We start from the raw sequence: 23807 nt of genomic DNA on the forward strand, positions 1-23807 counted from the left end.
CATCGAGCATCACAACATGCGACGGGCTTGGGCAGTGCTTCGGGCAGACTTCCGATCTCTCCGGACTGCCCGAAGGCGTCGAGCCCGTCGCATCGAAGCAAGGTATGTCCATGCAGACAGTCTTCAGCATAGCCGTCGATGCCTTTGCCTATGGCATGGTGCTCTTCGTCATATCGATCGGCCTTTCGGTGACCATGGGGCTGATGCGTGTCGTTAACCTCGCTCACGGCGCTTTCGCGATGATCGGCGGCTATATCGCCTCCTATGTCGCCCGCGACCTCGGCCTTGGTTATGCCACGGCAGTCATCGCCGCCGTTGTCATCACCATCATCGTCGCCATTCCGATCGAGCGTTTTCTCTTCCGCCGGATCTATGGCGCGCCGGAACTGACCCAGGTGCTGATGACGATCGGCATCACCTTCTGCGTTATCGGCATCGCCAATTATATGATGGGGCCAACGCTGAAGACCATACCGCTTGCCGGTGCGCTGCAGGGATCGGCCGATCTCGGCTTCCGCACCATTCCCGTTCACCGGCTTTTCGTCATCCTCTGCGGCCTGGCTGTGGCGCTCGCCCTCTGGTTCGCGATCGACAGGACCAGCTTCGGCGTCAAGCTGCGCGCCTCCGTCGATGATGCGGCAATGGCTGCGGCACTCGGCGTGCGCACCGAGATCATCTATGCGGTGAGCTTTGCCGTTGCCGTCGGGCTTGCCGCCTTCGGTGGCGTGGTCGGCGCCGAACTCCTGCCCGTCGAACCCTATTATGCGCTGCGCTACATGGTCACCTTCCTGGTCGTCGTCTCCGTCGGCGGCGCGGGTTCCATTCCGGGCGCGCTGATTGCCTGTCTGCTGCTGGGCGCGATCGATACGACCGGGCGGTATCTGATGCCGGAATTCGGCGAATTCTTCTTCTATCTCGCCGTGATCGCAATCATCTGCGTCTTCCCACGCGGCCTTGCCGGAAGGGCGAAATAAGATGGCGCTTGTCATGAACGACGAAAACCAACGTCTCCAGCATCGGCGCGGATTCATCAGCCGCGATCTCGCCGGAATAGCGGTCATCATAGCCATTGCCGCGATCGGCTATTTTGCCTTCCCCGACAATCTCGCGCTTTTGACACGGATGATCACGATCGCGCTGCTCGTCCTGTCGCTCGATCTGGTGACCGGTTATTGCGGCGTGGCAACGCTCGGCCATGCCGCACTTTTCGGCTCCGGCGCCTATGCCGCCGGGATCCTGTCGGCGCATTACGGCATCAATGACCCGCTGCTGATGATGCTGGCCGGCATCACAGGCGGCGCGCTTGCCGGGCTGCTCTGCGGCGCCATCATCCTGCGTGCACATGGATTGCCGCAGCTGGTGCTGTCGATTGCGCTGATCAACCTCTTCCATGAATTCGCCAACAAGGCCTCGTCTTGGACAGGCGGCAGCGATGGACTTTCCGGCATCGCGCCGGACCCGGTCTTCGGCCTCTTCGAATTCGATCTCTACGGTCACACCGCCTTCTTCTTCGGAATGGCGCTGCTGCTGATCGTCTTTGTGCTGCTACGATTCCTGGTCCGCTCGCCCTTCGGCATGCTCTGCCACGCCATCAAGCAGGATCCGCTGCGCATCCGCGCCATGGGCGCTTCGCCGAAGGCCGCTCTGATCAGGATGTACGCGATCTCCGGCGCCGTTGCCGGTGTCGGCGGCGCCTTGAATGCGATTTCGACACAGGTCGTCGGCCTCGACAGCCTGTCTTTCACGCAGTCGGCCGAAGCGCTTGTTATGCTGGTGCTCGGCGGAACCGGTTCTCTCTTCGGGGCGCTCTCCGGCACTGTCATCTTCATGCTCTTCGAGGACTATGTCTCCGCCGCCAATCCCTTCCATTGGCTGACCATGGTCGGCGCGCTGCTGATCGCCGTCGTGCTCTTTGCGCCGAAAGGTCTCTATGGCACATCAGCAGCCTTCGTTAGCCGCCGCAGGGAGCAACGCTCATGAGCCCGGTCTTCGAAGTCGCCAATCTCAAGAAAGCCTTCGGCGGCCTTGCCGTCACCAATGATGTCTCGCTCACGATGTCCCCAGGCGATCGCATCGCGTTGATCGGCCCGAACGGCGCCGGCAAGACCACCTTCGTCAACCTCGTGACCGGTAATCTCTCTCCCGATTCCGGCGAGGTTCGCCTCGGCGGCGAGGTGGTGACGAAGGTCAACGCGATCGGCAGGGTCAGACGCGGCCTTGTCCGCTCCTTTCAGGTGACGCGGCTCTTCCAGGACATGACGCCGGCCGAACATGTGGGACTTGCCGTCCTTCAACGCGACGGGAAGACCGGGCGCATGTTCGGCAATTTCCTGCGTATGCCCGATGTCATGGCAGAGGTCGACGATCTCCTTGGAAAGCTCGGACTGGCTTTCCTGATGCATCGCAAGGTCAGCGAGATCGCCTATGGCCAGCAGCGGCTTCTCGAGATCGCCGTAGCGCTGGCGCTGAAGCCGAAGGTGCTGCTGCTCGACGAGCCGGCAGCCGGCGTGCCGCAAAGCGATACCGGCCGCATCGAGCAGGCGCTGGCCGATCTGCCTGCCGATCTCGCCGTGCTGATGATCGAACACGACATGGACCTCGTCTTCCGTTTTGCCAAACGCGTCATCGTGCTTGCATCAGGCGCGATCATCTTCGACGGCCTGCCTCAAGACGTCACCAAGGATGCGCGCGTGCGCGAGGCCTATCTCGGGAGCTATGCCAATGCCAGCCATATCGCTTGAGGTCGAAAATCTGTCGGCCGGATATGGGCCAACAAGAGTGCTCGAAGGCATTTCCTTCTCCGTGCCGGCAGGCGCCCGGCTTGCCGTGCTCGGCCGCAACGGCATGGGCAAGACCACGCTGCTCGCAACGCTTGCCGGCCAGACCAGGCGATACGAGGGCAGCATCCGCCTCGGCGATTCGGATGTCAGCGCAGCACCGAGCGCCACGCGCGCGCATAAGGGCCTCGGATATGTGCCGCAGGCACGCTGCATCTTCCCGACGCTGACAGTCGAAGAAAACCTTTTCGTTGGCTTGAAGGCGCGACCGAAGACGGCTCTGGAGGAAGCCTATGCGATGTTCCCACGCCTGAAGGAGCGCCGCCGCAATCTCGGCAGCCAGCTTTCCGGCGGCGAGCAGCAGATGCTCTCCACGGCCCGCACCATTCTCGGCCGCCCGTCCGTCCTGTTGCTCGACGAACCGCTGGAAGGCCTTGCGCCCGTTATCTGCGAGGAATTGATGGCTGCCTTCGCCGACCTCGCCAAGACAGGAGACATGACCATCGTGCTGGTCGAACAACGCATCCAGAGCGCGCTCGATTTCGCCGATCAGGTCGTCATTCTCGAACGAGGACGACTGGCCTGGACCGGAACGCCGGAAAATCTCACCAGGGATCACGAGGCTGTCGAGAGCCTGCTCGGGGTCGGCGGCCTGCATTGATGGGATGATCGGCAGAAGCGCGGGCTCTGCTGATTGCTCCCCTCTCGCCTTCAAGATTGCTCTTGGCGCGCCGAGCAATTCATGCAGTATATCGTCATGACGACGTCATGATTGACCTGTCATTATTATCCTGCCTGAAAGTTTTCCGCTGGCCGAATTGATGGATCGCCTGAAAAGGCGAGAAACACCATGATCGACGAAGCGGCAGCAACGTAAGATCAGACGTAAATCCTGGTTCATAATCAGGATCGACGTTTATGCCGCTCCCTCTACTTGTACAGTTGAGCCGTAATCGACCGGAATGTGTGGCGTTGACGGGCGGAATTGCTCTGATGCTCCCTCAATTTTGGTTGCCAGATACCCGATAGGGTTGCATAGTCGAGCAGAAAATCACACGGGAGGTAGAAATGGCAAACCACAAGCCGGTCGCAGGTGACGTATACCAGCCTATTTTCAACATCGACAACCCGATCGACGGCAACATCCTGGACAATACCAGTTCGGTGGATGCCGACGGAGATCAGGTGCGTCTCAACTTCGTCAATGGACAACGCATTCCGCAACCGGCCGATCCGAACGGGCCCGCCACGACCACCACAGTCGAGGGAAAATACGGCACGCTGACCGTCTATTCCAACGGCAACTACACGTATGAACTCGATCACTCCAACCCGGCGGTATCAGCGCTCGGCCCGGGAGACCAACTCGTCGACCAGTTCAATTTCAAGATCTCGGATGGCAAAGGCGCCACCGATTTCGGCTTGCTCAACATCGCGGTCGACTTGCCGGAACATGGCGACGTGTTCGTCAATTTCGAGGATGTCGGCAAATACGACTTCCCGACGGGCTACAAGGGCTTTGATTGGGGTGCTTGGCACGATGGTGACGACGCAACGGTACAGAAGGAAGCCGACGGCAACCATTATCTGTCAGGCGGCGTGTTCTGGACACCCATCCAAGCCGCCGATGGCGGTCACTTTCAGATCGAGCAATTCAGTGTCGCAAACGGCACATCGGACTATGACAACGTACTGACGATCGAAGGTAAGCTGAACGGCGATACCGTATTCTTGGTCACGGTCAACGTCACCGCCGACAGCATTCATGACCCGCAAGTGATCGATCTCAGCGCCTACGGCGACATCGACTATCTGGTGCTCGACACGGAGCCCGTCATCACAGAGACGAGCGGCCCGGATTATTATGGCGCGCGATACGACAACTTTCATTTCATCGTTTGACGGAGGGGGAAAGGGGCGTCGTATCGCCGAAATCTTTGCATCTTTGCCAAGTTCGCCCTGCTGTGGCTATCTGATACCAATATCTTGCGATAGCTGACCGGGTTGCGTCTTGCTAGCATGGGATCGTGCGAGGAGGCACGGTTATGCTGGGATGGAGGAAATGATGCAACCAGTCGGGATGAGGTTAGCGGCGGTCATGTTCTCGCTTGCCGTATGGGCTATTATTATCGCTGTCGCATCCCACCTTTGGGCGACGAAGATGCCTGTATTGCTTTTGACGCTCTACAGATAGGCCTGTCCTCGGCGTTGGCGGAAATGCTGCAGGAGGTCGAACTGCTTTTGTCCCCTCGCCGCGACGTTTGACGCTGCGATCAATGTGCTACCACGGCCTTCGGAACCGGCTCAAAATCGAGCCGAAAAAATCGCTAATTCTGCAATAAGGAAATGGTAGCGGAGGAGGGATTTGAACCCCCGACACAAGGATTATGATTCCTCTGCTCTGACCTACTGAGCTACTCCGCCACTGGTCAACGATACCCGCTCGCGAAGCGATGCCGGTTCGTGGGATGAGCGGCTTATAAGGTGCGCTTCGGCTTTGTGTCAAGCGCATGATCGAGAAAAACGGTGGGCTTTGCCGGCCGTCGTTACCTATCGGTTTCAGGCGGCGACCGGGCTGGCCAAGAGGGCCTTCAGGCAGGCTTCCGCCGAAGGTTCACGCTCGGAACGTTCGATGAAACCGCCGCCGAAGACGCGGGCGTTGTCGCCGGGGGCGGAATAAAGCGCGCAGGCCTGGCCGGGCGCGATGCCCGCCTCGCCGACCGTCAGATCGACATAGGTGCCTGTTGCATCGATATGCAGCACGGCGGGTGCCGGCGCCCGTGTCGAGCGGACCTTGGCGTAGCAGGCAAAGCCGTTGCCGGAGGCGGCTTCCGAAAGCGTCTCGTCGCCCAGCCAGTTGACGTCGCGCAGGTAGACGCGGTGCGTTTCCAGCGCCTCCTTCGGTCCGACGATGACGCGGCGCGAGCGGGCGTCGAGAAAGACGACGTAGAGCGGCTCGCCAGTGGCGATGCCGATGCCGCGGCGCTGGCCGATCGTGAAGTGCAGAATGCCCTCATGGGTGCCGAGCACGCGGCCGTCGAGATGGACGATCTCGCCGGCGAGCGCCGCATTCGGCTTCAGCTTGGTGATGACGTCCGAATATTTGCCCTGCGGCACGAAGCAGATGTCCTGGCTGTCGGCCTTCTTGGCAACGACGAGGCCCATCTCTTCGGCGAGCCTGCGGGTTTCGGCCTTCGGCAGGCCGCCCAGGGGAAAGCGGAGATAATCGATCTGTTCCTGCGTCGTGGCGAAGAGGAAATAGCTCTGGTCGCGGTCGGCATCGGCAGGGCGGAAAAGCGCGCGGCGGCCGGGATTTTCGGGCGAAGGGTTCGGTCCCGAGCGGATATAGTGGCCGGTCGCCAGTGCATCGGCACCGAGCTCCTTGGCGGTCGCCAGAAGATCGGCGAATTTGACGGTCTGGTTGCAGGAAACGCAAGGGATCGGCGTTTCGCCCGCCACATAGCTTTCGGCGAAGGGGTTGATCACGGTCTCGCGAAATCGCTTTTCATAATCGAGCACGTAATGCGGGATGCCGAGTGTTTCGCAAACGCGGCGCGCATCGTCGATATCCTGGCCGGCGCAGCAGGAGCCGGCGCGGTGAACAGCGGCGCCATGATCGTAAAGCTGCAGCGTAATGCCGAGCACGTCGTAACCCTGCTGTTTGAGAAGGCCAGCGACAACGGATGAATCGACGCCGCCCGACATGGCGACGACGACACGGGTCTCTTCCGGCTTCTTGTCAAAATCCAGTGTGTTCAACGATGGTGCCAATTCTGCGCGGTCACGATCCGCCCTTGCGCTGCAATTGCGGCGGATTGCTGATCTCCGGCGGGATCGGCCGCCGTCTCTCGATGAGGCACCGATATAGAAAGGATTGTCCTTGGGCGCAAGGGGCAGCCTTCGGGCACCGATATTTCGCATTCCCGCGTGAAGAGAAGGCGCAGCCAAAGCCGCGCCTTGGAAGCGGGGGGTGCGGCTCAGGTGCCGATCAGCTTGTTGCAGGCGAATGCAATGCCCGGATTGGCGATGATGGCGGTTACGAGCGCCAGTCCGATCATCGAGAATGAAAAGCGTTTCATAAACATCCTCCTTTCCAGCCCACGACAATTATGCGGCTTCGCCCACCTTTCTCAAAATGACGAATGCTTGATGGGATCCGGCGGCACGCATTTCCTCGGACGCCACTCCCAGCTGTCGCTTAAACGACTCTATCTGCGTGACGAAGCCGCCTTCAGAGCGCGGCCGTGGATCAGCGCCTCTGCCTCGTGCTGCGGCATCGGCCGGCCGAGCAGATAGCCCTGCACCTCACTGAAGCCTTCAGCGCGCAGCTTCTGCAACTGCTCTTCCGTCTCGATCCCTTCGGCCAGCGTCGTCGCGTTGAAGCCGGAGCCGATGCCGACGACGGCGCGCACGATGGCGAGATTGCCGGCATCCGTCTCAATGCCCGAAACGAAGCTACGGTCGAGCTTGATCTTGTCGAAGGGGAAGGATCTGAGATAGCTCAGCGACGAATAACCGGTGCCGAAATCGTCGATGGCGATGCGAACGCCGAGCTCCTTCAATGCGCGCAGCCGCGGCAAGCTTTGGTCGGCATCGGTCAGGAATACGGACTCGGTGATTTCGATTTCAAGCCGGTCAGCATTGAGACCCGTCTCGTCGAGCGCCGCGACCACGGTCGAAAGCAGGCTCGCATGCCGAAACTGGCTGACGGAGAGATTAACGGCGATCCTCAGATGCGCGGGCCAGCCGGCGGCCGCGCGGCAGGCTTCCCGGATCACCCAGTCGCCGATCGGCACGATGAGGCCGGTCTCCTCGGCGAGCGGAATGAATTCCATCGGCGCCACCAGCCCGCGCTTGGGATGGCGCCAGCGGATCAGCGCCTCGAAGCCGCCGATGCCGTCATTATCGAGCTGCACGATCGGCTGGTAGTGCAGTTCGAACTGGCGCTTCTCCAGCGCCTCCCACAGTTCGGCGGTCATCACGTGCCGGCGCTCGGCGGCAAGCCGCATCTCCGCCTCGTAGAAGCGATAGGTCGACCGCCCGCTCTCCTTGGCGGCATAGAGCGCCAGATCCGCATGCCGCATCAGCACGTCCGCGTCGCCGGCATGATCCGGCGCCAAGGCGATGCCGATGCTGCAGGTGACATGCTCCCGAGCGCCGTCGAGATCGAAGGCACGGCTGAGCGCCTTGAGCAGCCGTTGCGCAAAACGCCCGGCCCGCTCCGGCTCGTCGAGCTCCAGTACGACGGCGAATTCGTCGCCGCCGAGGCGGGCGACGAGATCGCCCTCCTCCGCCAGCTGCAGCAGCCGCTCCGATACTTGGCAAAGCAGCGCGTCGCCGGCGGCATGTCCCTTGCTGTCGTTGATATGCTTGAAGTGATCGACGTCGATATAAAGCAATGCGATCGGGCTGTCGGCGGTCGCCTCGACCGCCCGCCGGTTGATATGTTTGGAAAATGACGCCCGGTTCGGCAGGCTGGTGAGCGGATCATGCATGGCGAGATGGGCAAGCTTTGCCTCGACGGAGCGCTCCTCCGTCACGTCCTGCGAGATGCCGAGCAGATAACGCGGCGCTTGGCCCTCCGGCGTCGGCAGGGCGCGCTTGACGGTGCGCAGGAGGCGCGGCACACCATCGGCGCGCAGCATGCTCTCCTCGAAGCTGATCGCCGTATTGGCTTCGAAGGCCCGGCGATCCTGCTCGCGGAAGGCGTCTGTCTGACTGGGGGGAAACAGCGCCCGGTCGGTTCGGCCGACCACGTGCTCCGCCCTCATGCCCACAATGTCGCCGCAGGCCTCGTTAAAGAGAACGTAAAGCCCGTCCGCTTCCATGTCCTTGACGAAGACGCCGACCGGCAGGTTGTCGACGATGCTGTCGAGAAGCGAGCGCGTATCGCTGATCTGGCGTCTGGCGGCATTGACCTCGGTGCGGTCCTGCACGATCGCCAGGATTGCCGCTCGGCCCTCGAAACGCACTTCTCGGCCATAGGTCAGCACTTCGAAGGTCTCACCACTTGCCTTGAGGTGAACCCAACGCTCCGCCTTTTCCATGTCGGTACGGCCGCTGACGGCGTCGACCATCCGTTCCCGCTCATGCTCAGGGCGGATATCCAGAACCGTCATGCGCCGGTATTCGTCCGCGCCGTAGCCGTAAAGTGCTGCCGCCGCCTCGTTGACGATAAGAAAGCGCAGCGATGCCGGATCATAGACCCACATCGGCGACGGATGCGTTGCAAACAATGACCGGAAGTCGTCGTTTAATGCTTCGGTCTGCTCGGTCTTCTGCAAGGGGGCCATGGGAATTCGCGTGCGGTTGATGCCGATGCCAGGGATATACCGAGAAAAGTTAAATAAAATCAGAATCATACTTAGGGTTAAACTTTAGGCTTCCGCCTTCAGAATGTGCAAAGCGGCGGCCTGCTGTCACGATCTCGGCTCTCGATAAAATAATTTTGGCGTCCTGGAACAATTCCGTCGATCGTGCGTTGCGGGTGATCGATGTCGCATTCGAATTGCTGAGGAGGGTTTCATGGGCAGGTTCGGCACGACGACGGATTACAGCAGAATCAGACATTGGATCGAGGCGCGCGGAGGCCATCCCGCCCGAATCAAGAACGCACCGGACAGCGAAACCGTCCGCGTCGATTTTTCCTCGGAACCGGAAGAGATTTCCTGGGACGAATTCTTTCAGGGCCTCGACGGCAGCAGGCTCGCCTTCCTTCACCGCACGAAGGCTGAAGACGATGTCGCCCGTTTCGGCAAAATCCTCCGCCGGAAACGCCGGCACCACTAATGCATGTCGCCCAAACGTGTGCATCGGTTTTGGGACCACGACATGGATCAAAAAAAGATTTAAAGCGCGACGCGCATTAAGATTCATCGGTTCCTGACACGAAAAAACCCGGCGCCGTTTCCAGCGCCGGGTTTTTCATTTCCTCGGGAGGAAAAACTCAGTCGATATTGAAGGTCAGCGGCTTTGCCTGGCGAACCGCCTGGTGGGCGGTCAACTCAGCAAGCACGGCGTCATCAACCTTGCCGTCGACATAGAGCAGCGCGATGGCGTCGCCGCCCTGCTTGTCACGGCCGAGCTGGAAGTTGGCGATGTTGACGCCGGCAGCACCAAGCGTCGTGCCGATGAAGCCGATCATGCCGGGAACGTCGGTATTGGTGATGTAAATCATGTGCGAGCCGACATCGGCATCGAGGTTGATACCCTTGATCTGGATGAAGCGCGGCTTGCCGTCCGAAAACACCGTGCCCGCGACCGAGCGCGTCATGCTTTCGGTGGTCACCGTCAACTTGATGTAGCCGTCGAAGACGCCGGTTTTGTCGCGCTTGACCTCGGAAAGCACGATGCCCTTTTCCTTGATCATTATCGGCGCCGAAACCATGTTGACGTCGGCGACCTGCGGACGGATGAGGCCGGCGAGCACAGCACTCGTCAGCGCCCGCGTGTTCATGTTGGCGGTGATGCCGTCATAGAGGATTTCGATTTCCTTGATCGGCTCTTCGGTGACCTGGCCGACGAAGGCGCCGAGAACATCGGCAAGGCGGATGAAGGGCTTCAGGATCGGCGCTTCCTCCGCCGTGATCGACGGCATGTTGATAGCGTTGGAGACCGCACCATTGACGAGGTAATCCGCCATCTGTTCAGCCACCTGCAAAGCGACGTTCTCCTGCGCCTCGGTCGTCGAGGCGCCAAGATGCGGCGTGCAGACGACGTTCGGCAGGCCGAAGAGCGGGCTTTCCTTGGCGGGCTCGACCTCGAACACGTCGAAGGCGGCACCCGCGACATGGCCCGACTTGATTGCTTCGGCAAGCGCTGCCTCATCGACCAGGCCACCGCGGGCGCAGTTGATGATGCGCACGCCGGGCTTGGTCTTTGCCAGCGCTTCCTTGTTGAGGATGCCGCGCGTCTTGTCGGTCATCGGCACATGCAGCGTGATGAAATCGGCCCTGGCGAAAAGCTCTTCAAGTTCGACTTTGGTGACGCCCATCTCCTCGGCGCGCTCCTTGGACAGGAACGGATCGTAAGCGACGACGTGCATCTTGAGGCCGATGGCGCGGGCACAGACGATCGAGCCGATATTGCCGGCGCCGATGACGCCGAGCGTCTTGCCGGTGATCTCGACGCCCATGAACTTCGACTTCTCCCACTTGCCGGCCTGCGTCGAGGTATCGGCTGCCGGAAGCTGGCGGGCGACGGCGAACATCAGCGCGATCGCGTGTTCGGCTGTCGTGATCGAGTTGCCGAAGGGCGTGTTCATGACGATGATCCCGCGGCGCGAGGCGGCCGGGATATCGACATTGTCGACGCCGATGCCGGCACGGCCGACGACCTTGAGGTTCGTAGCCCCCTCGATGATCTTTTCCGTCACCTTGGTGGCAGAGCGGATGGCCAGGCCATCATACTTGCCGATGACTTCGAGCAGACGGTCTTTGTCCTTGCCGAGCTGCGGTTCGAAATCGACTTCGACGCCGCGGTCGCGGAAGATCTGGACGGCGGTTTCCGACAATTCGTCGGATACGAGAACGCGAGGTGCCATGAGGGCCTCCTTCAAAAGTGTTCAGCGATGAATGAATCAGGAATGCTGGGCTCCGCCCTATGGCGGAGCCGGATGCGATCACCTCAGGCGGCAGCCTGATTAAGCTGCGCCTTCTGCGTCTCGAAGGCCCAGGAAAGCCAGGGCATCAGCTTCTGCATGTCGGATGCCTCGATCGTGGCGCCGGCCCAGATGCGCAGGCCGGACGGCGCGTCGCGGTAATGGCCGACGTCATAGGCGACACCTTCCTTTTCCAGGAGGCCGACCAGACCCTTGGCGAAATTCGCCTGGCCGTCGTCATCGAGGGCTGCGATGTCCTTGTCGACGATCTTCAGGCAAACGGAGGTGTTGGAGGCCGTTTCCGCCTTGACGGCGAGATTGGCGATCCAGTCGTTTGCCGCAACGAAATCGTTGATGACCTTGGCATTGGCATCGGCACGCGCGATCAGCCCCTTGAGGCCGCCGAGTTGCTTGGCCCAGACAAGCGCATCGATATAGTCCTCGACGCAGAGCATCGACGGCGTGTTGATCGTCTCGCCCTGGAAGATGCCTTCCGTCAGCTTGCCGCCCGAGGTCATGCGGAAGATTTTCGGCAGCGGCCAGGCCGGCGTGTAGGTGACCAGACGCTCGACGGCGCGCGGCGAAAGAATGATGACGCCGTGCGCACCCTCGCCGCCCAGAACCTTCTGCCAGGAGAAGGTGACGACATCGAGCTTGGCGAAATCGAGTTCCTGTGCGAAAGCCGCCGAAGTGGCGTCGCAGATCGTCAGGCCCTTGCGGTCGGCCGGGATGAAATCGGCATTCGGAACGCGCACGCCCGAGGTTGTGCCGTTCCAGGTGAAGACGACGTCGCGGTCGAAATCGACGGCGGAGAGATCGGGAAGCTCGCCGTAACCGGCTTCGAGCTTGCGCACATCCTTGAGCTTCAGCTGCTTGACGACATCGGTGACCCAGCCGGCGCCGAAGCTTTCCCAGGCGAGCATGTCGACGCCACGTTCGCCGAGCAGCGACCAGAGCGCCATTTCGACGGCCCCGGTGTCGGACGCCGGAACGATGCCGATGCGGTAATCCGCCGGCACTTCAAGAATTTCACGGGTAAGGTCGATGGCCTGCTTGAGCTTGGCCTTACCGACCTTCGCGCGGTGCGAACGGCCAAGGGCCGCGTCGGAAAGGGCTTCGAGCGACCAACCGGGGCGCTTCGAGCAAGGGCCAGAAGAGAAATGGGTATTGTGCGGACGGATGTCCGGCTTTGCGGTCTTCGCCATGATGCTATCCTCTCAGATAGAAAGCCCTTCGTTGGGGAAGGGTGTCCCGCCGCCGTGTGTATGGATCCGACACGTCATAGTCAAGATCGAAGTGTCGCGGGCGGAACATATTTTGACGCAGGGCGGTAGGGCGGCCACAATGCAAAAAGCCGCCCGGTTGGGGGCGGCTTCTGGTGTCAGGCGATCAAATTTACTTGTAGACAGGCTGCTGCAGCGGGATTTCCGGCGGTGGTTCATAGCTCGCCTGGGCGCAGCCGCCGAAGAGATAACGGGCGCCGACGCGAGCTTCGTGGGCGCTGAGACCCTTGTCGCGGCCCGGGCCGCCATTTTCGGCATAGCCGAACATGTTGCCGCCATCGATATGCAGGTAACGGTAGCCGACATCGGCCTTGATGTTGCAGGTCACGTCGATCGAAGCGCCGGCCATGAGGGCGTAGGTGAAGCGCCAGTTGCCCTTGCCGCCGTGGGTGACCTGGTCGTCGCAGAAGCTGCCGTCATCGGCGCAGGCGACGTTGCGCAGGTTCTTCCATTTCACATAGGAACCACCGATACCGGCGCCGACATAAGGCGTGACGTAGCCGTAGGTGCCGAGATCGACATAGGCGTTGGCGAGCAGCGTATAGGCTGTCAGCGAGGAGCGGTCGCTCGAGGTGCAGTCCACCAGAGGAAAGCCGCACTGCCCGACTGTCGAGCCCTTGAAATCCGCCTGGGTGAGATAGTCGAAGGTCAGATCGGTGCGCAGATAGCTGTTGATCTGATAACCGACACCGCCGCCGATGGTCCATGCATCATCCAGATCGGCGTCGTCGAAATCGACTTCCGTTGCGTTGCTGCCCTGGAAATAGCGGGCGCCGCGCAGATCGGTGAAGGCATAGCCGACATCGCCGCGCAGGTACCAGCCGGTCGCTTCGGTGACCGTCACCTCAGGCGGCTGCTCCGGGATAGGCTCGGCAGGGGCGAGGTCCGCGGAATAGGCGTTTGTCGCGATCAACAATGCGGCGAAGATGCCGGACAAGCTTCTTTTCATGGATCCCACTCCAAAATCCGTTGCGTCGGCAGGCTCAGTCGCTGCCAATCTGGTACGCTTCGTATGGATAATGAATGGGAAACGTTAAAAGCTGCTTAACTATAAATAGGAAGAAACGTTAAGAGAAAGATTGGCAGCAAGTTCCTCGACATGGTGATGAAGGTCGGCCGAAGGCTGGCAGCCGCCGCACTTGCCGGAGACCGCCAGCTGCAACGCCATGAAGTCCGCTGCTGTCAAATGGTTAAGTCGGTTTCCTTCGCCGTCAGATGGATCGGCTGCTCCACTCGGCGAATCCTGCTGTTACTTCCATTGCGTCGCGTTTTCGGCGGCGCAGCCGTACGGTGGCAAGGAGGTGCCAAAGGTCGTTTTCAGCTGAGCACAGCCCCAGGCATTGATCGGGCCTGGCATGGCATTGTTGAGCGTGATGCCGATTTCATCGTAAGGGCTGTCGGTGTTGCTGATGTAGCGATACCACCGGAAACCAGTGAAGACGACGAATGCGAGAGCGATCGTCAGCAGCAGGCGCACCAGTTTTTTCATGATTTTTCCTTTGAATGCAAACGCCGCCGTGTAGCATCCGCGTGTGGCGGTTGACAGCGCTGTCGCCAAAGATATCGGCAGATTTCCGCGGACGCCGCCTCAGTGCTCACCGCGCCCGACATGGTGCAGTTGCCGACGCTTGCTCCCTACCGGAAGCCAAGCTGGCAATTCATTGACATGTTGTCTTCGGAAGGGCGGAAACGGTTTCGGCGGGAAGTCCATCCGGAGTGGATCTTCGAACCGAAGGCGCCAACAGCGAAAAAGCCGGCACCTACGTACCGGCTTTTGAAATTTCGTCCCTAAAAAATCAGGCGGCGGTCCGGACGTTCGAGATCGTGCCGATCAGCTCGTTGACGATGCGCTCGATCTGGGCGCGGTCGTCGCCCTCGGCCATGACGCGGATCAGCGGCTCGGTGCCCGAAGGGCGGATGACGAGGCGGCCGTTCCTGGCCAGTTCGGCTTCGGCATCGGCGATCGCCTTCTGCACCTGGATATCCTCCAGCGGCTTGCCGCCACTGATGCGGACATTGCGCAGGAGCTGCGGCACCGGCTCGAAGCGACGGCAGACCTCACTGACGGTCCGGCCGGTGCGCTTGACCGCGGCCAGGATCTGCAGCGCCGCGACGAGACCGTCGCCGGTCGTGCCGTAATCCGAAAGCACGATATGGCCGGACTGCTCGCCGCCGACATTGTAATTGTGCTGGCGCATATGCTCGACGACGTAGCGGTCGCCGACCCGCGTGCGGGCAAGCGCCATGCCGCGCTCGTCGAGGAAGCGCTCGAGGCCGAGATTGGACATGACGGTGGCGACGATACCGTTGCCGCGCAGTTGCTGGCTCTCGGCCCAGCTCTCGGCGATAACGGCCATCAGCTGGTCTCCGTCGACGATCGAGCCGTTTTCATCGACGATGATGACGCGGTCGGCATCGCCATCGAGCGCGATGCCGATATCGGCGCGCACCTCGTCGACCTTCTTCTGCAGCGCGACGGGGCTGGTGGAGCCGCAATTGAGATTGATGTTGGTGCCGTTCGGCTCGTTGCCGATGGTGACGACCTCGGCGCCGAGCTCCCAGAGCACGGCCGGTGCCACCTTGTAGGCAGCACCATTGGCGCAATCGATCGCGATCCTCAGACCCTGCAGCGTCACGTCGCGCGGCAGCGTGCGCTTGGCATGTTCGATATAGCGGTCATGCACCCCGTCGACGCGCTTGGCGCGGCCGATGTCGTCGGATTTGGCAAGCTGGGCATTCAGATCCTTTTCGAGCAGATCCTCGATCTCGGCCTCGATGTCGTCTGACAGCTTGTAACCGTCAGGGCCGAAGAGCTTGATGCCGTTATCCTCGTAAGGATTGTGCGAAGCCGAGATCATCACGCCGAGATCGGCGCGCAGCGAGCGCGTTAGCATGGCAACAGCTGGTGTCGGGATCGGGCCGAGGATGAAGGCATCGAGACCAGCGGCCGTGAAGCCCGCGACCATGGCGTTCTCAAGCATATAGCCGGAAAGGCGCGTATCCTTGCCGATGACGACGCGGTGGCGATGGTTGCCGCGGCGGAAGATCGTACCGGCGGCAATGCCGACCCGCATGGCGAGATCCGGCGTCATCGGGAAGACATTGGATTGGCCGCGAATGCCGTCCGTACCGAAATAGCGTCTTTTCATCTGCACTCCTGCGCTTTCCGCGCGCCATTCAAGGCAGCGCACCGTTCCAAGCGAATCCGGCTTCAGTGGAATGTCGTCAATCCACGAGCGTGATTCATACTTGCCTCAATTCAGCGGAATGCCACAAAATGCGGCGATCAGCACGTAAATTAGCAAGAAAAATGATTATATCCCGTTACCAATAGAAAAGGCCGGATCTCCCACTTCGGAAATCCGGCCTTGTTCGGATTGGTGCCGCTGTTCAATGCGGCTGCGGTTCGAGGCCGCCTTCGGGCTCGTCACCCTTGGTGGCTGGCCGTGCGCCGGCCTTCGGAACGGCGGAGCCGCGGCTCGGCGGCGAATCATCGCCGAGATCGCGAGAAGGCTTTTCACCGCGGATCAGCGCCTTGATCTCTTCGCCGGTCAGCGTCTCGTATTCGAGCAGACCTTCGGCAAGAGCGACGAATTCGTCGTGCTTTTCCGTCAGGATCGTGCGGGCCTGGGTATAGGCCTCGTCGATCAGCCGGCGCACTTCATTGTCGATCTTCTGCGCGGTTGCTTCCGAAACATTCTTCGACTGCGAAACCGAGTGGCCGAGGAAGACTTCCTGCTGGTTCTCGCCATAGGCGACCTGACCGAGCTGGTCGGAGAAGCCCCACTGCGTGACCATGGCGCGGGCAAGCTTGGTGGCCTGCTCGATGTCGGAAGAGGCACCCGAAGTGATGTTCTCCTTGCCGAAGGTGAGCTCCTCGGCGACGCGGCCGCCCATCATGATGCAGAGGCGCGAAACCATCCACTTGTAGCTCATCGAGTAGCGGTCGCCCTCGGGAAGCTGCATGACCATGCCGAGCGCACGGCCGCGCGGAATGATCGTCGCCTTGTGCAGTGGATCGGCGACGGCGACATTGAGCGCGGTGATGGCGTGACCGGCCTCATGGTAAGCGGTGAGCTTCTTTTCCGCCTCGGTCATCGCCGAAGAACGGCGCTCGGCGCCCATCATGATCTTGTCTTTGGCGTCTTCGAATTCCTGCATGGTGACGACGCGCTTATTACGGCGGGCGGCCATCAGGGCGGCTTCGTTGACAAGGTTCATCAGGTCGGCGCCGGAGAAACCGGGTGTGCCGCGGGCGAGAATCTTGAGATCGACATTCGGCGCCAGCGGAACGTTGCGCGCATGCACCTTGAGGATACGCTCGCGGCCGACGATGTCGGGGTTCGGCACGACGACCTGACGGTCGAAACGGCCGGGACGCAGCAGCGCAGGATCGAGCACGTCGGGGCGGTTGGTGGCGGCGATCAGGATCACGCCTTCATTCGCCTCGAAGCCGTCCATTTCGACCAGCAGCTGGTTCAGCGTCTGCTCGCGTTCGTCATTGCCTCCGCCGAGACCGGCGCCGCGATGGCGGCCGACGGCATCGATTTCGTCGATAAAGATGATGCAGGGCGCATTCTTCTTCGCCTGCTCGAACATATCGCGCACGCGGCTTGCGCCGACGCCGACGAACATTTCGACGAAGTCGGAGCCCGAAATGGTGAAGAAGGGCACATTGGCTTCGCCGGCGACCGAGCGGGCGAGCAGCGTCTTGCCGGTGCCCGGAGGGCCGACGAGCAGCACGCCGCGCGGGATCTTGCCGCCAAGACGCTGGAACTTCTGCGGATCACGCAGGAATTCGACGATTTCCTCGAGATCCTGCTTGGCCTCGTCGACACCGGCGACGTCTTCGAAAGTCACGCGGCCATGCGCTTCAGTCAAAAGCTTGGCCTTGGACTTGCCGAAGCCCATCGCGCCGCGTGAGCCGCCTTGCATCTGCCGCATGAAGAACAGCCAGACGCCGAGAATCAGAAGCATCGGCAAAAGCGTGCCGAGATAGCTGAGGAAACCCGAAGAGCCGTCCGTTTCAGGACGGGCGGAAACCAGGACATTCTTCGACTGCAGGCGATCGAGCAGACTGTCGTCGATCACAGGTGAATAGGTCTGGAAGGTGGTGCCATTTTCAACATAGCTTCCGGAGAGACGGTTGCCCGTCACCACGACATCCTTCACGCGGCCCGCATCGACCTCACGCAGAAACTGCGAATAAGGGATTTCGCGGGAGCCCGTCTGTGCCGGCGCCGTCTGAAACATACTGAAAAGGGCGATCAGCAGAAGCGCTATGATCGCCCACAAGGCGAAATTACGTAAGTTAGGGTTCATTGAACTCCCCAGCATGGAACAGCCGCCTCATGGCGACCGTCTTATTCGTTTCTAACATAGGGTTGCGCCGTGCCGTTGCCAAGGCGATCCCCCAAGTCAGATGGTTTTTCCGTCAATACTTCTTAAAGGCAGCCTCGCATAGGGCGCCGTCGCGAAAACCGCCGAAAGCCTATTGGCAAAGATGAAGTCAAATCGTGTCAAAAAGCGGTCGAAGGGTGCGAAATAGGGTGCTAGTTCGACCATGCGGGCGGATTCCTCAGATAAAAGGCTCTCTTCGGCGGATAACACCGGCGCCGAAGCGATAGCGCGCTTCCATGCGCTCTTGGGAAGGCGCTGCATATACTCCCACATTCCTGTGCTCGTCACCGGAATCCAGGCACCGCGCGTCTGCGCGGTGATTGACTCGATAAAGCGTGAAGTGTCTTGCGCGTGTGCAGCAGCGGCCTGGATTTCAATTGATGCGACCGACCCATTGCGCGCATAAAACCTGCCATCCCAAACCCCCGCCTCGCCCGGCCGCAATACCAGAGGCGATATCCCCCGGTTCTCGCGCGCCAGATAAAGCCCGTCATGCCGCAGATCGAACACTACCCTGCCGGCGGTCATGCGTCCCGGCTTGCTGCCGGTGGCAAATGCAAGGATACGCTCCATATGCCCCCTCCCCGGCGCAAACGGCTGCCCACCGAAAACGGCTGCCAGACGGGCGAGTGCATAGTCGAGGACTGCGCGATCCTGCCGCAACCCGTCAGGCATCACCTGCCCGAGCAGGCAGCCGTGAAGCCGGAAATGACGATCCAGCCATTCGGCTCCTCTGGACGACAGCGCCAGCCGCTCCTCCCAAGCCGCGCTGATATCCTTCGTCATGCCTGCATCGGCCGAAAGCTGCCGGCGCATCCGCACGCGCTCGTACTTCGTGTCCTCGTTGCTGGGATCGTCGATCCACGGCACGCCCCGCTCTTTCAGGAAAGCGCGGATATCCGCCCGGGTGGAAAAAAGAAGCGGACGTAAAATCCAGAAACGCCGGTCAAAGAGCACTGCATCTGCAATACCGGTCGAAACCTGCTCTGTTCGCATCCCACGCATCTGTAGTGTTTCGCGCTGGTCGTCGAGTGTATGCCCCGTGACGATGAGATCGGCTTTGAAGTCTGTGGCGGCGGTCGCAAGCAAGCCATAACGTGCCTCTCGGGCCGCAGCCATGATGCCGGTTGTCGGCTTGTCGCCCTGCCAGATCATGATGGTGTGGGGAATGCCGAGCGATGCGCAGAGGGCTGCGACTTCACGCGCCTCGTCTGCGGAGCCGGCGCGCAACGCATGATCGACGGTTGCAGCGCAAAGGGAAAGCCTGAGATGGGGCGCGGCCTTCACGGCTTGATCGAGAAGAAGGAGCAGGCCGGTGGAATCGCTGCCGCCTGATATCGCGACGAGAATGCGCGCGGGGCTTTGAAGCGACGTGACAAACTCGTGGATCGCCAGTTGAGGCGATGCGGCTTCCGGAGACATTCCGGAAGACCTTAGCAGGAGAGGCGCTTCTGTTCGCTCGCAACCTTGCTTATGACGGCACGCGACGCCTTCGGATAACGCTTCGAGACTTCGCGCAGCGTCGCACAGGCCGTCTCGGTATTGTCGAGGGCGGCAAGCGACATGCCGAGCTTCAGCAGCATTTCCGGTGCCTTTTCCGATGTACCGTATTTCTGGTGCGCATTGAGGAAGGTCTTGGCCGCCTCATTGTACTTACCCTGCGAATAAAGAGCTTCGCCGAGCCAGAAATTGGCGTCTGCCGACCGCGCGCTGCTCGGGTAGCGGGTGATATACTGCGTGAATTCCTGTTCCGCCGTGCTGTAATCGCCGGACAGCACGTGGCCATAGGCGGCCTTGTATTGGTCGGCTTCGCTGCCGAGCGAGGCGGTCTGCTGCGGCGTTTTGGTGTTGGCATCGGGAATCGGCCCGGAACCAATTGTCGCATTTTCGTCGACGCTTCCGCCGATCGGATTACCGCTCTGATCGAAATCGATCGAGCCGAGCTCCTTCGGCGGCTGGCCGAGACCGCTATTCTCCGGCACGCTGGTGGAGGGAGCCGTTTCGGCTCCCTGCGGTGCTTGAATTACCTTGGCGATGTCGTCGCCACCGGAGGCGGCCGGAGCGGCATCGGTCTCGCTCTTCTTGACAGGAGCCTTGGTGGCACCTCCGGCGCCGCCCGTCTTTTCGAGCTGCTGGAAGCGGAATTCATTGTCTTCCTGCTGTTTGCGGATCGTCTCCTGCATCTGCAGAAGCTGAAAGCTCATCTCTTCGATCCGGCCGTTCAACTGCCGCAGCTGCTCTTCGAGCTGCTGCACACGGACCTCCGCGTCGCCGCTCTGCACCTTGACAACAGGCGGCGCCGCCTGGTTTTCCGCGGATCGGCCGCCGAGATGTAGCCCGAAGAACGAGGCGGAATAGGCCGCTCGTTCGCTTCCGGTCACAGCCGCGAGGCACAGCATGCCTGCCACGACAAGTTTCTTCATATGTATCGTCCTGTCCCAGTGATTCTTCGCACCTCGATGGCACGAACAGGAGATTTTTCCAATTGCTTTCAAAAAGCAACGGAGTCTGGCCAAAGTGTGGTCAAAAAGAAAAGGCGGCCCCAGATGGGACCGCCTGTCGAAAAAGCGAATTGTTGCTCGGCAATTACATGCCGGCGCCGCCAAGCACGGTAACCGCGCGGCGGTTCTGCGACCAGCAGGAAATATCGTCGCAGACGGCGACCGGACGTTCCTTGCCGTAGGAGATCGTCTTCAGGCGCTGCGCCGGGACGCCGCGCGAAGCGAGATAGTCCTTGGCGGCAGCCGCACGGCGGGCGCCGAGCGCGAGGTTGTATTCGCGCGTGCCGCGTTCGTCGGCATGGCCTTCGACGGTGATCTGGTAGTTCGGGTAGCGGGCGAGCCACTGGGCCTGACGGTCGAGCGTCTGCGAAGCATCGGCGCGGATCGACGAGGAGTCGGTATCGAAGAAGATGCGGTCGCCGACATTGACCGTGAAGTCCTGGGCAGAGCCCGGCGTTGCAGCCCCACCAGCACCGGTGCCGAGGCCGAGGTCGCCGGCGCTGTTCGGCGGCTTCTTGGCGCAGCTTGCGAGCGCGAGACCGGCGATAAGCGCGATCATGACGGGGTTGCGGGCGAAATTCTGCATGCGGCTCATTGCCGGGGTATGAATTCGGCTCATGGCCGGTCTCCTTGCGATTTCATCAGGGTTTCCGGACAGTAACCGCACTCGGTTAACCGCCCCTCAAAGATTATGGTTAACGATTTACTGATTTGTCCCGTAGCCGCCCGGTTTCCATGACTTTGGGGCGACATGAAGGCGGCAGTGCATCGCCTACTCCAGAAGCGGTGACCAGGCCGGGTCGGAACCGTAGGTCGGCGTCTTCACAAGCTGCTCGTTGTAACCGCTGAGGTCGATCGAATAGAGCTGCGGACCGCCCGACCCTGCCGCCTGGCGGAAGAACATCAGGACGCGGCCGTTTGGCGCCCAGGTTGGGCCCTCATTGTGGAAGCCGGTCGTCAGGATGCGCTCGCCGGACCCGTCCGGCTTCATCACGCCGATCGAGAACTTGCCGCCGGCCTGTTTGGTGAAGGCGATGAGATCGCCGCGCGGCGACCAGACCGGCGTCGAATAGGAGCCGTCGCCGAAGGAAATACGGGTCTGGCCCGAGCCATCGGCATTCATCACATAGATCTGCGGCTTTCCGCCGCGGTCGCTTTCGAAGCTGACGCGCGCACCATCCGGCGAATAGGAGGGCGAGGTGTCGATCGCAGCCGTCGAGGTCAACCGCGTCGTCGTGCGCGAGCGCAGGTCCATCGTATAGATGTTGGAATTGCCTTCCTGCTGCAGGCTCATGATCACCTTCTGCCCGTCCGGCGAAAAGCGCGGCGAGAAGGTCATGCCGGGGAAGTTGCCGACGACCTCGCGCTGCCCCGTTTCAAGCTGCAGCAGGTAGACGCGCGGCTGCTGGTTGGCAAAGGACATGTAGGTGACTTCCTGCCGGCTCGGCGAGAAGCGCGGTGTCAGAACGAGATCGCTGCCATCGGTCAGCATGCGGATGTTGAAGCCGTCCTGGTCCATGATCGCAAGCTGGCGCTTGCGCTGCTGCTTGGTGCCGGATTCGGAGACAAAGACGACACGAGTGTCGAAATAGCCTTCTTCGCCGGTGATCTGCTTGTAGATCGCATCGGCAATGATGTGAGCGACACGCCGCCAGTTCTCAGGCTGCGTATAAAACTGCTGACCAGTCATTTGCTGTCCGGCAAAGGTATCCCAGAGGCGGAACTCGGCGCGAAGGCGGCCGTCCGCTTCCTGGGTAACCCGTCCGGTGACCAGCGCCTGAGCGTTGATGACCTTCCAGTCCTCGAAACGTGGCGCAGCGTCAGGATTCGCAATCTTCTCGATGAAGGCGGTCTTGCTGATCGGAGCAAACAGGCCGGAACGCTGCAGGTCGGCGGCGATGACCTGCGAGACCTGCGCCCCCATGTCACCCTGCAGGAAGTCCGTCACCGCAATCGGCAACGGCTGAACGTTGCCCTTATTGATATTGATCTCGACGAGAGCGTTCGCCGGCGTCGCGAACGCGGCAGCGGTCATCAGGCCTGCAGCGACCATGATGGCGCGGAAGAAGGAACACTTGTTCATGGAGGAAAAGCCTTTCAGCATTTAGATTCCTAGATCGCTGGGATCGAAGTTGACGACGACTTCGCTCCAGGTATCGTATTTGTCTTTTGGAAGCGACGAGAAAGGAGCCGATTTCATGATGGCGCGATAAGCGCCGCCGGCGAGTGCCCGACGCGTGGATTCGTTATCGCCACCGACCGCCTCGACTTCCGGTTCGCCGACGATGTTGCCGTCCTGATCGAGATTCATATGCACCTTGATGCGAACATCGCCCACGCCTTCCATGCCGGGAATGACAGACCAATTGCCGGCGATGGCACTCTTCAGCGCATCCATCTCGCTCATCGAAAGCTTGGAGCCGCCATTGCTCTTCTTCGCACCGAGCGATGCCTCCTGCGTCGAGCGCTTGGCACCGCCTGCTGAAGGATCGGTCTTGTTCAGCAACGCCGCAACCTCATCGGCATTGAAATCGCTCTTCATCGCCGAAGCCGATTTCGCCGTCTCCTGCTTCTGATCAGCCTTCTTCTTTTCGGTCGGCTTTTCGGCAGCCTTCGGCTGATCCGCAGTCTTTTCCGGCGGCTTCTCGGCGGGCTTCTGTGGTTCCGGCGGCTTCACCTGCGGCTTGGCGACAGGCGTCGGTACATTGTCCGGCAGCGCCTCGGCATCGGGCTTCGGCGGCTCCTCCGGCTTGGCCTGTTCTTCCGGCGGTTTTTCCTCGGGCTTCGGCGGCGTCACTTCGACAGGCTTCGGCGGCGGAATTGAAGCAACCTCCTTCGGCTGCTCGACTTCCGTTTCCTCCTTGACGATCTCCTTGACGTCATTCGGCTTAGGATCGATCTTCGGCATCGGCTTGTCGCTCGAATTGGCGGCAGCCGCTTCAGTATTGCTGGGCTTGGCGTTCGGGACCGGCGGCGTCTTCAGGTCGACATTGTTGTCGCCGGCATTCTCGGCCGGCTGTGCAATCGGCGGCCGTGTCGTCGGCACGGGCGCGGAAGTCTCCTTCTTCGGAGCCTTCTTGTCGCCTTGCTGCATCTGGGTAATGGACTCCACCGGCACGAGATCGACCGGCATCGCCTCGAAATCCTCTACCTTGAAGGATTCCGGAGCGCCAAGCGACACCATCGCCCAGGTGAGCACCAGGCCGTGCAAAACAGCAGATGTGATGACACTGGCCTTCATTTTGCG

19 protein-coding genes and 1 tRNA gene are annotated in these 23807 nt (G+C 61.0%); 6 read left to right on the forward strand and 14 right to left on the reverse strand.

Translation table 11 applies throughout. From position 1 onward, the window contains the following. Positions 1 to 110: 110 nt before the first annotated feature. From AB8B31_RS17360 to AB8B31_RS17380, 5 genes are all read left to right on the forward strand, one after another. A complete protein-coding gene (locus AB8B31_RS17360) occupies positions 111 to 974 on the forward strand; it encodes a branched-chain amino acid ABC transporter permease (RefSeq protein WP_026230593.1) in 864 nt (287 codons plus the stop codon). A gap of 1 nt (position 975) precedes the next feature. After that, a complete protein-coding gene (locus AB8B31_RS17365) occupies positions 976 to 1980 on the forward strand; it encodes a branched-chain amino acid ABC transporter permease (protein ID WP_028733481.1) in 1005 nt (334 codons plus the stop codon). Further along, entirely contained in the window at positions 1977 to 2741 is a 765-nt protein-coding gene (locus AB8B31_RS17370) for an ABC transporter ATP-binding protein (protein WP_018445894.1), read from the forward strand. Before AB8B31_RS17365 ends, AB8B31_RS17370 begins: the two co-directional genes overlap by 4 nt. After that, a complete protein-coding gene (locus AB8B31_RS17375; protein ID WP_028733482.1) occupies positions 2722 to 3438 on the forward strand; it encodes an ABC transporter ATP-binding protein in 717 nt (238 codons plus the stop codon). Before AB8B31_RS17370 ends, AB8B31_RS17375 begins: the two co-directional genes overlap by 20 nt. Before the next feature lie 407 nt (positions 3439 to 3845). After that, the gene (locus AB8B31_RS17380) at positions 3846 to 4679 is read left to right on the forward strand and encodes a VCBS domain-containing protein (protein ID WP_028733483.1); all 834 of its coding nucleotides are present in this window, start codon (positions 3846 to 3848) and stop codon (positions 4677 to 4679) included. A 445-nt stretch (positions 4680 to 5124) separates the two neighbouring features. On the opposite strand, the gene AB8B31_RS17385 is transcribed toward AB8B31_RS17380, so the two are convergent. The 3 genes from AB8B31_RS17385 to AB8B31_RS17395 form a co-directional block, all read right to left on the reverse strand. After that, positions 5125 to 5201 (reverse strand) — tRNA-Met (locus AB8B31_RS17385). A gap of 135 nt (positions 5202 to 5336) precedes the next feature. Next, a complete protein-coding gene (mnmA, locus tag AB8B31_RS17390) occupies positions 5337 to 6536 on the reverse strand; it encodes a tRNA 2-thiouridine(34) synthase MnmA (protein WP_018243427.1) in 1200 nt (399 codons plus the stop codon). Positions 6537 to 6985: 449 nt separating this feature from the next. Beyond that, positions 6986 to 9139 (reverse strand): putative bifunctional diguanylate cyclase/phosphodiesterase, encoded by a 2154-nt coding sequence (locus AB8B31_RS17395; RefSeq protein WP_028733485.1) that lies wholly within the window; start codon positions 9137 to 9139, stop codon positions 6986 to 6988. Between the two features lie 163 nt (positions 9140 to 9302). Here AB8B31_RS17395 and AB8B31_RS17400 point away from each other — a divergent pair, with 163 nt between their 5' ends. Beyond that, on the forward strand, positions 9303 to 9566 hold the full coding sequence (locus AB8B31_RS17400; RefSeq protein ID WP_018068984.1) for a hypothetical protein: 264 nt from the start codon (positions 9303 to 9305) through the stop codon (positions 9564 to 9566). 157 nt (positions 9567 to 9723) lie between these two features. Here the strand turns inward: AB8B31_RS17400 and serA are convergent, their stop codons facing one another. The 11 genes from serA to AB8B31_RS17455 all read right to left on the reverse strand — a co-directional run bounded on the left by serA (position 9724) and on the right by AB8B31_RS17455 (position 23801). Then, on the reverse strand, positions 9724 to 11319 hold the full coding sequence (serA, locus tag AB8B31_RS17405; RefSeq protein WP_003542699.1) for a phosphoglycerate dehydrogenase: 1596 nt from the start codon (positions 11317 to 11319) through the stop codon (positions 9724 to 9726). A gap of 83 nt (positions 11320 to 11402) precedes the next feature. Beyond that, positions 11403 to 12581, reverse strand: a complete 1179-nt coding sequence (locus tag AB8B31_RS17410) for a phosphoserine transaminase (protein ID WP_018445905.1) — start codon at positions 12579 to 12581, stop codon at positions 11403 to 11405. A 190-nt stretch (positions 12582 to 12771) separates the two neighbouring features. Continuing rightward, the gene (locus AB8B31_RS17415; RefSeq protein WP_032980655.1) at positions 12772 to 13608 is read right to left on the reverse strand and encodes an outer membrane protein; all 837 of its coding nucleotides are present in this window, start codon (positions 13606 to 13608) and stop codon (positions 12772 to 12774) included. A 300-nt stretch (positions 13609 to 13908) separates the two neighbouring features. Next, entirely contained in the window at positions 13909 to 14148 is a 240-nt protein-coding gene (locus tag AB8B31_RS17420; protein ID WP_018243432.1) for a hypothetical protein, read from the reverse strand. A gap of 307 nt (positions 14149 to 14455) precedes the next feature. Further along, positions 14456 to 15808, reverse strand: coding sequence for a phosphoglucosamine mutase (gene glmM, locus AB8B31_RS17425; RefSeq protein ID WP_018068990.1), 1353 nt, complete (start codon positions 15806 to 15808; stop codon positions 14456 to 14458). Positions 15809 to 16049: 241 nt separating this feature from the next. Further along, entirely contained in the window at positions 16050 to 17981 is a 1932-nt protein-coding gene (ftsH, locus tag AB8B31_RS17430; protein ID WP_017989342.1) for an ATP-dependent zinc metalloprotease FtsH, read from the reverse strand. Positions 17982 to 18077: 96 nt separating this feature from the next. Further along, positions 18078 to 19481: a tRNA lysidine(34) synthetase TilS gene (tilS, locus tag AB8B31_RS17435; RefSeq protein ID WP_439007474.1), complete on the reverse strand. Its 1404-nt coding sequence runs from the start codon at positions 19479 to 19481 to the stop codon at positions 18078 to 18080. Positions 19482 to 19492: 11 nt separating this feature from the next. After that, entirely contained in the window at positions 19493 to 20482 is a 990-nt protein-coding gene (ybgF, locus tag AB8B31_RS17440) for a tol-pal system protein YbgF (RefSeq protein WP_018243434.1), read from the reverse strand. A 163-nt stretch (positions 20483 to 20645) separates the two neighbouring features. Next, positions 20646 to 21179, reverse strand: a complete 534-nt coding sequence (gene pal / locus AB8B31_RS17445) for a peptidoglycan-associated lipoprotein Pal (RefSeq protein WP_018243435.1) — start codon at positions 21177 to 21179, stop codon at positions 20646 to 20648. Positions 21180 to 21332: 153 nt separating this feature from the next. Beyond that, entirely contained in the window at positions 21333 to 22643 is a 1311-nt protein-coding gene (tolB, locus tag AB8B31_RS17450; RefSeq protein WP_026188517.1) for a Tol-Pal system beta propeller repeat protein TolB, read from the reverse strand. A gap of 21 nt (positions 22644 to 22664) precedes the next feature. Beyond that, a complete protein-coding gene (locus tag AB8B31_RS17455) occupies positions 22665 to 23801 on the reverse strand; it encodes a cell envelope integrity protein TolA (RefSeq protein WP_018243437.1) in 1137 nt (378 codons plus the stop codon). Positions 23802 to 23807: the final 6 nt, after the last annotated feature.

The organism is Rhizobium sp. 62_C5_N11_2, from assembly GCF_051811185.1.
Classification (GTDB): domain Bacteria; phylum Pseudomonadota; class Alphaproteobacteria; order Rhizobiales; family Rhizobiaceae; genus Rhizobium; species Rhizobium leguminosarum.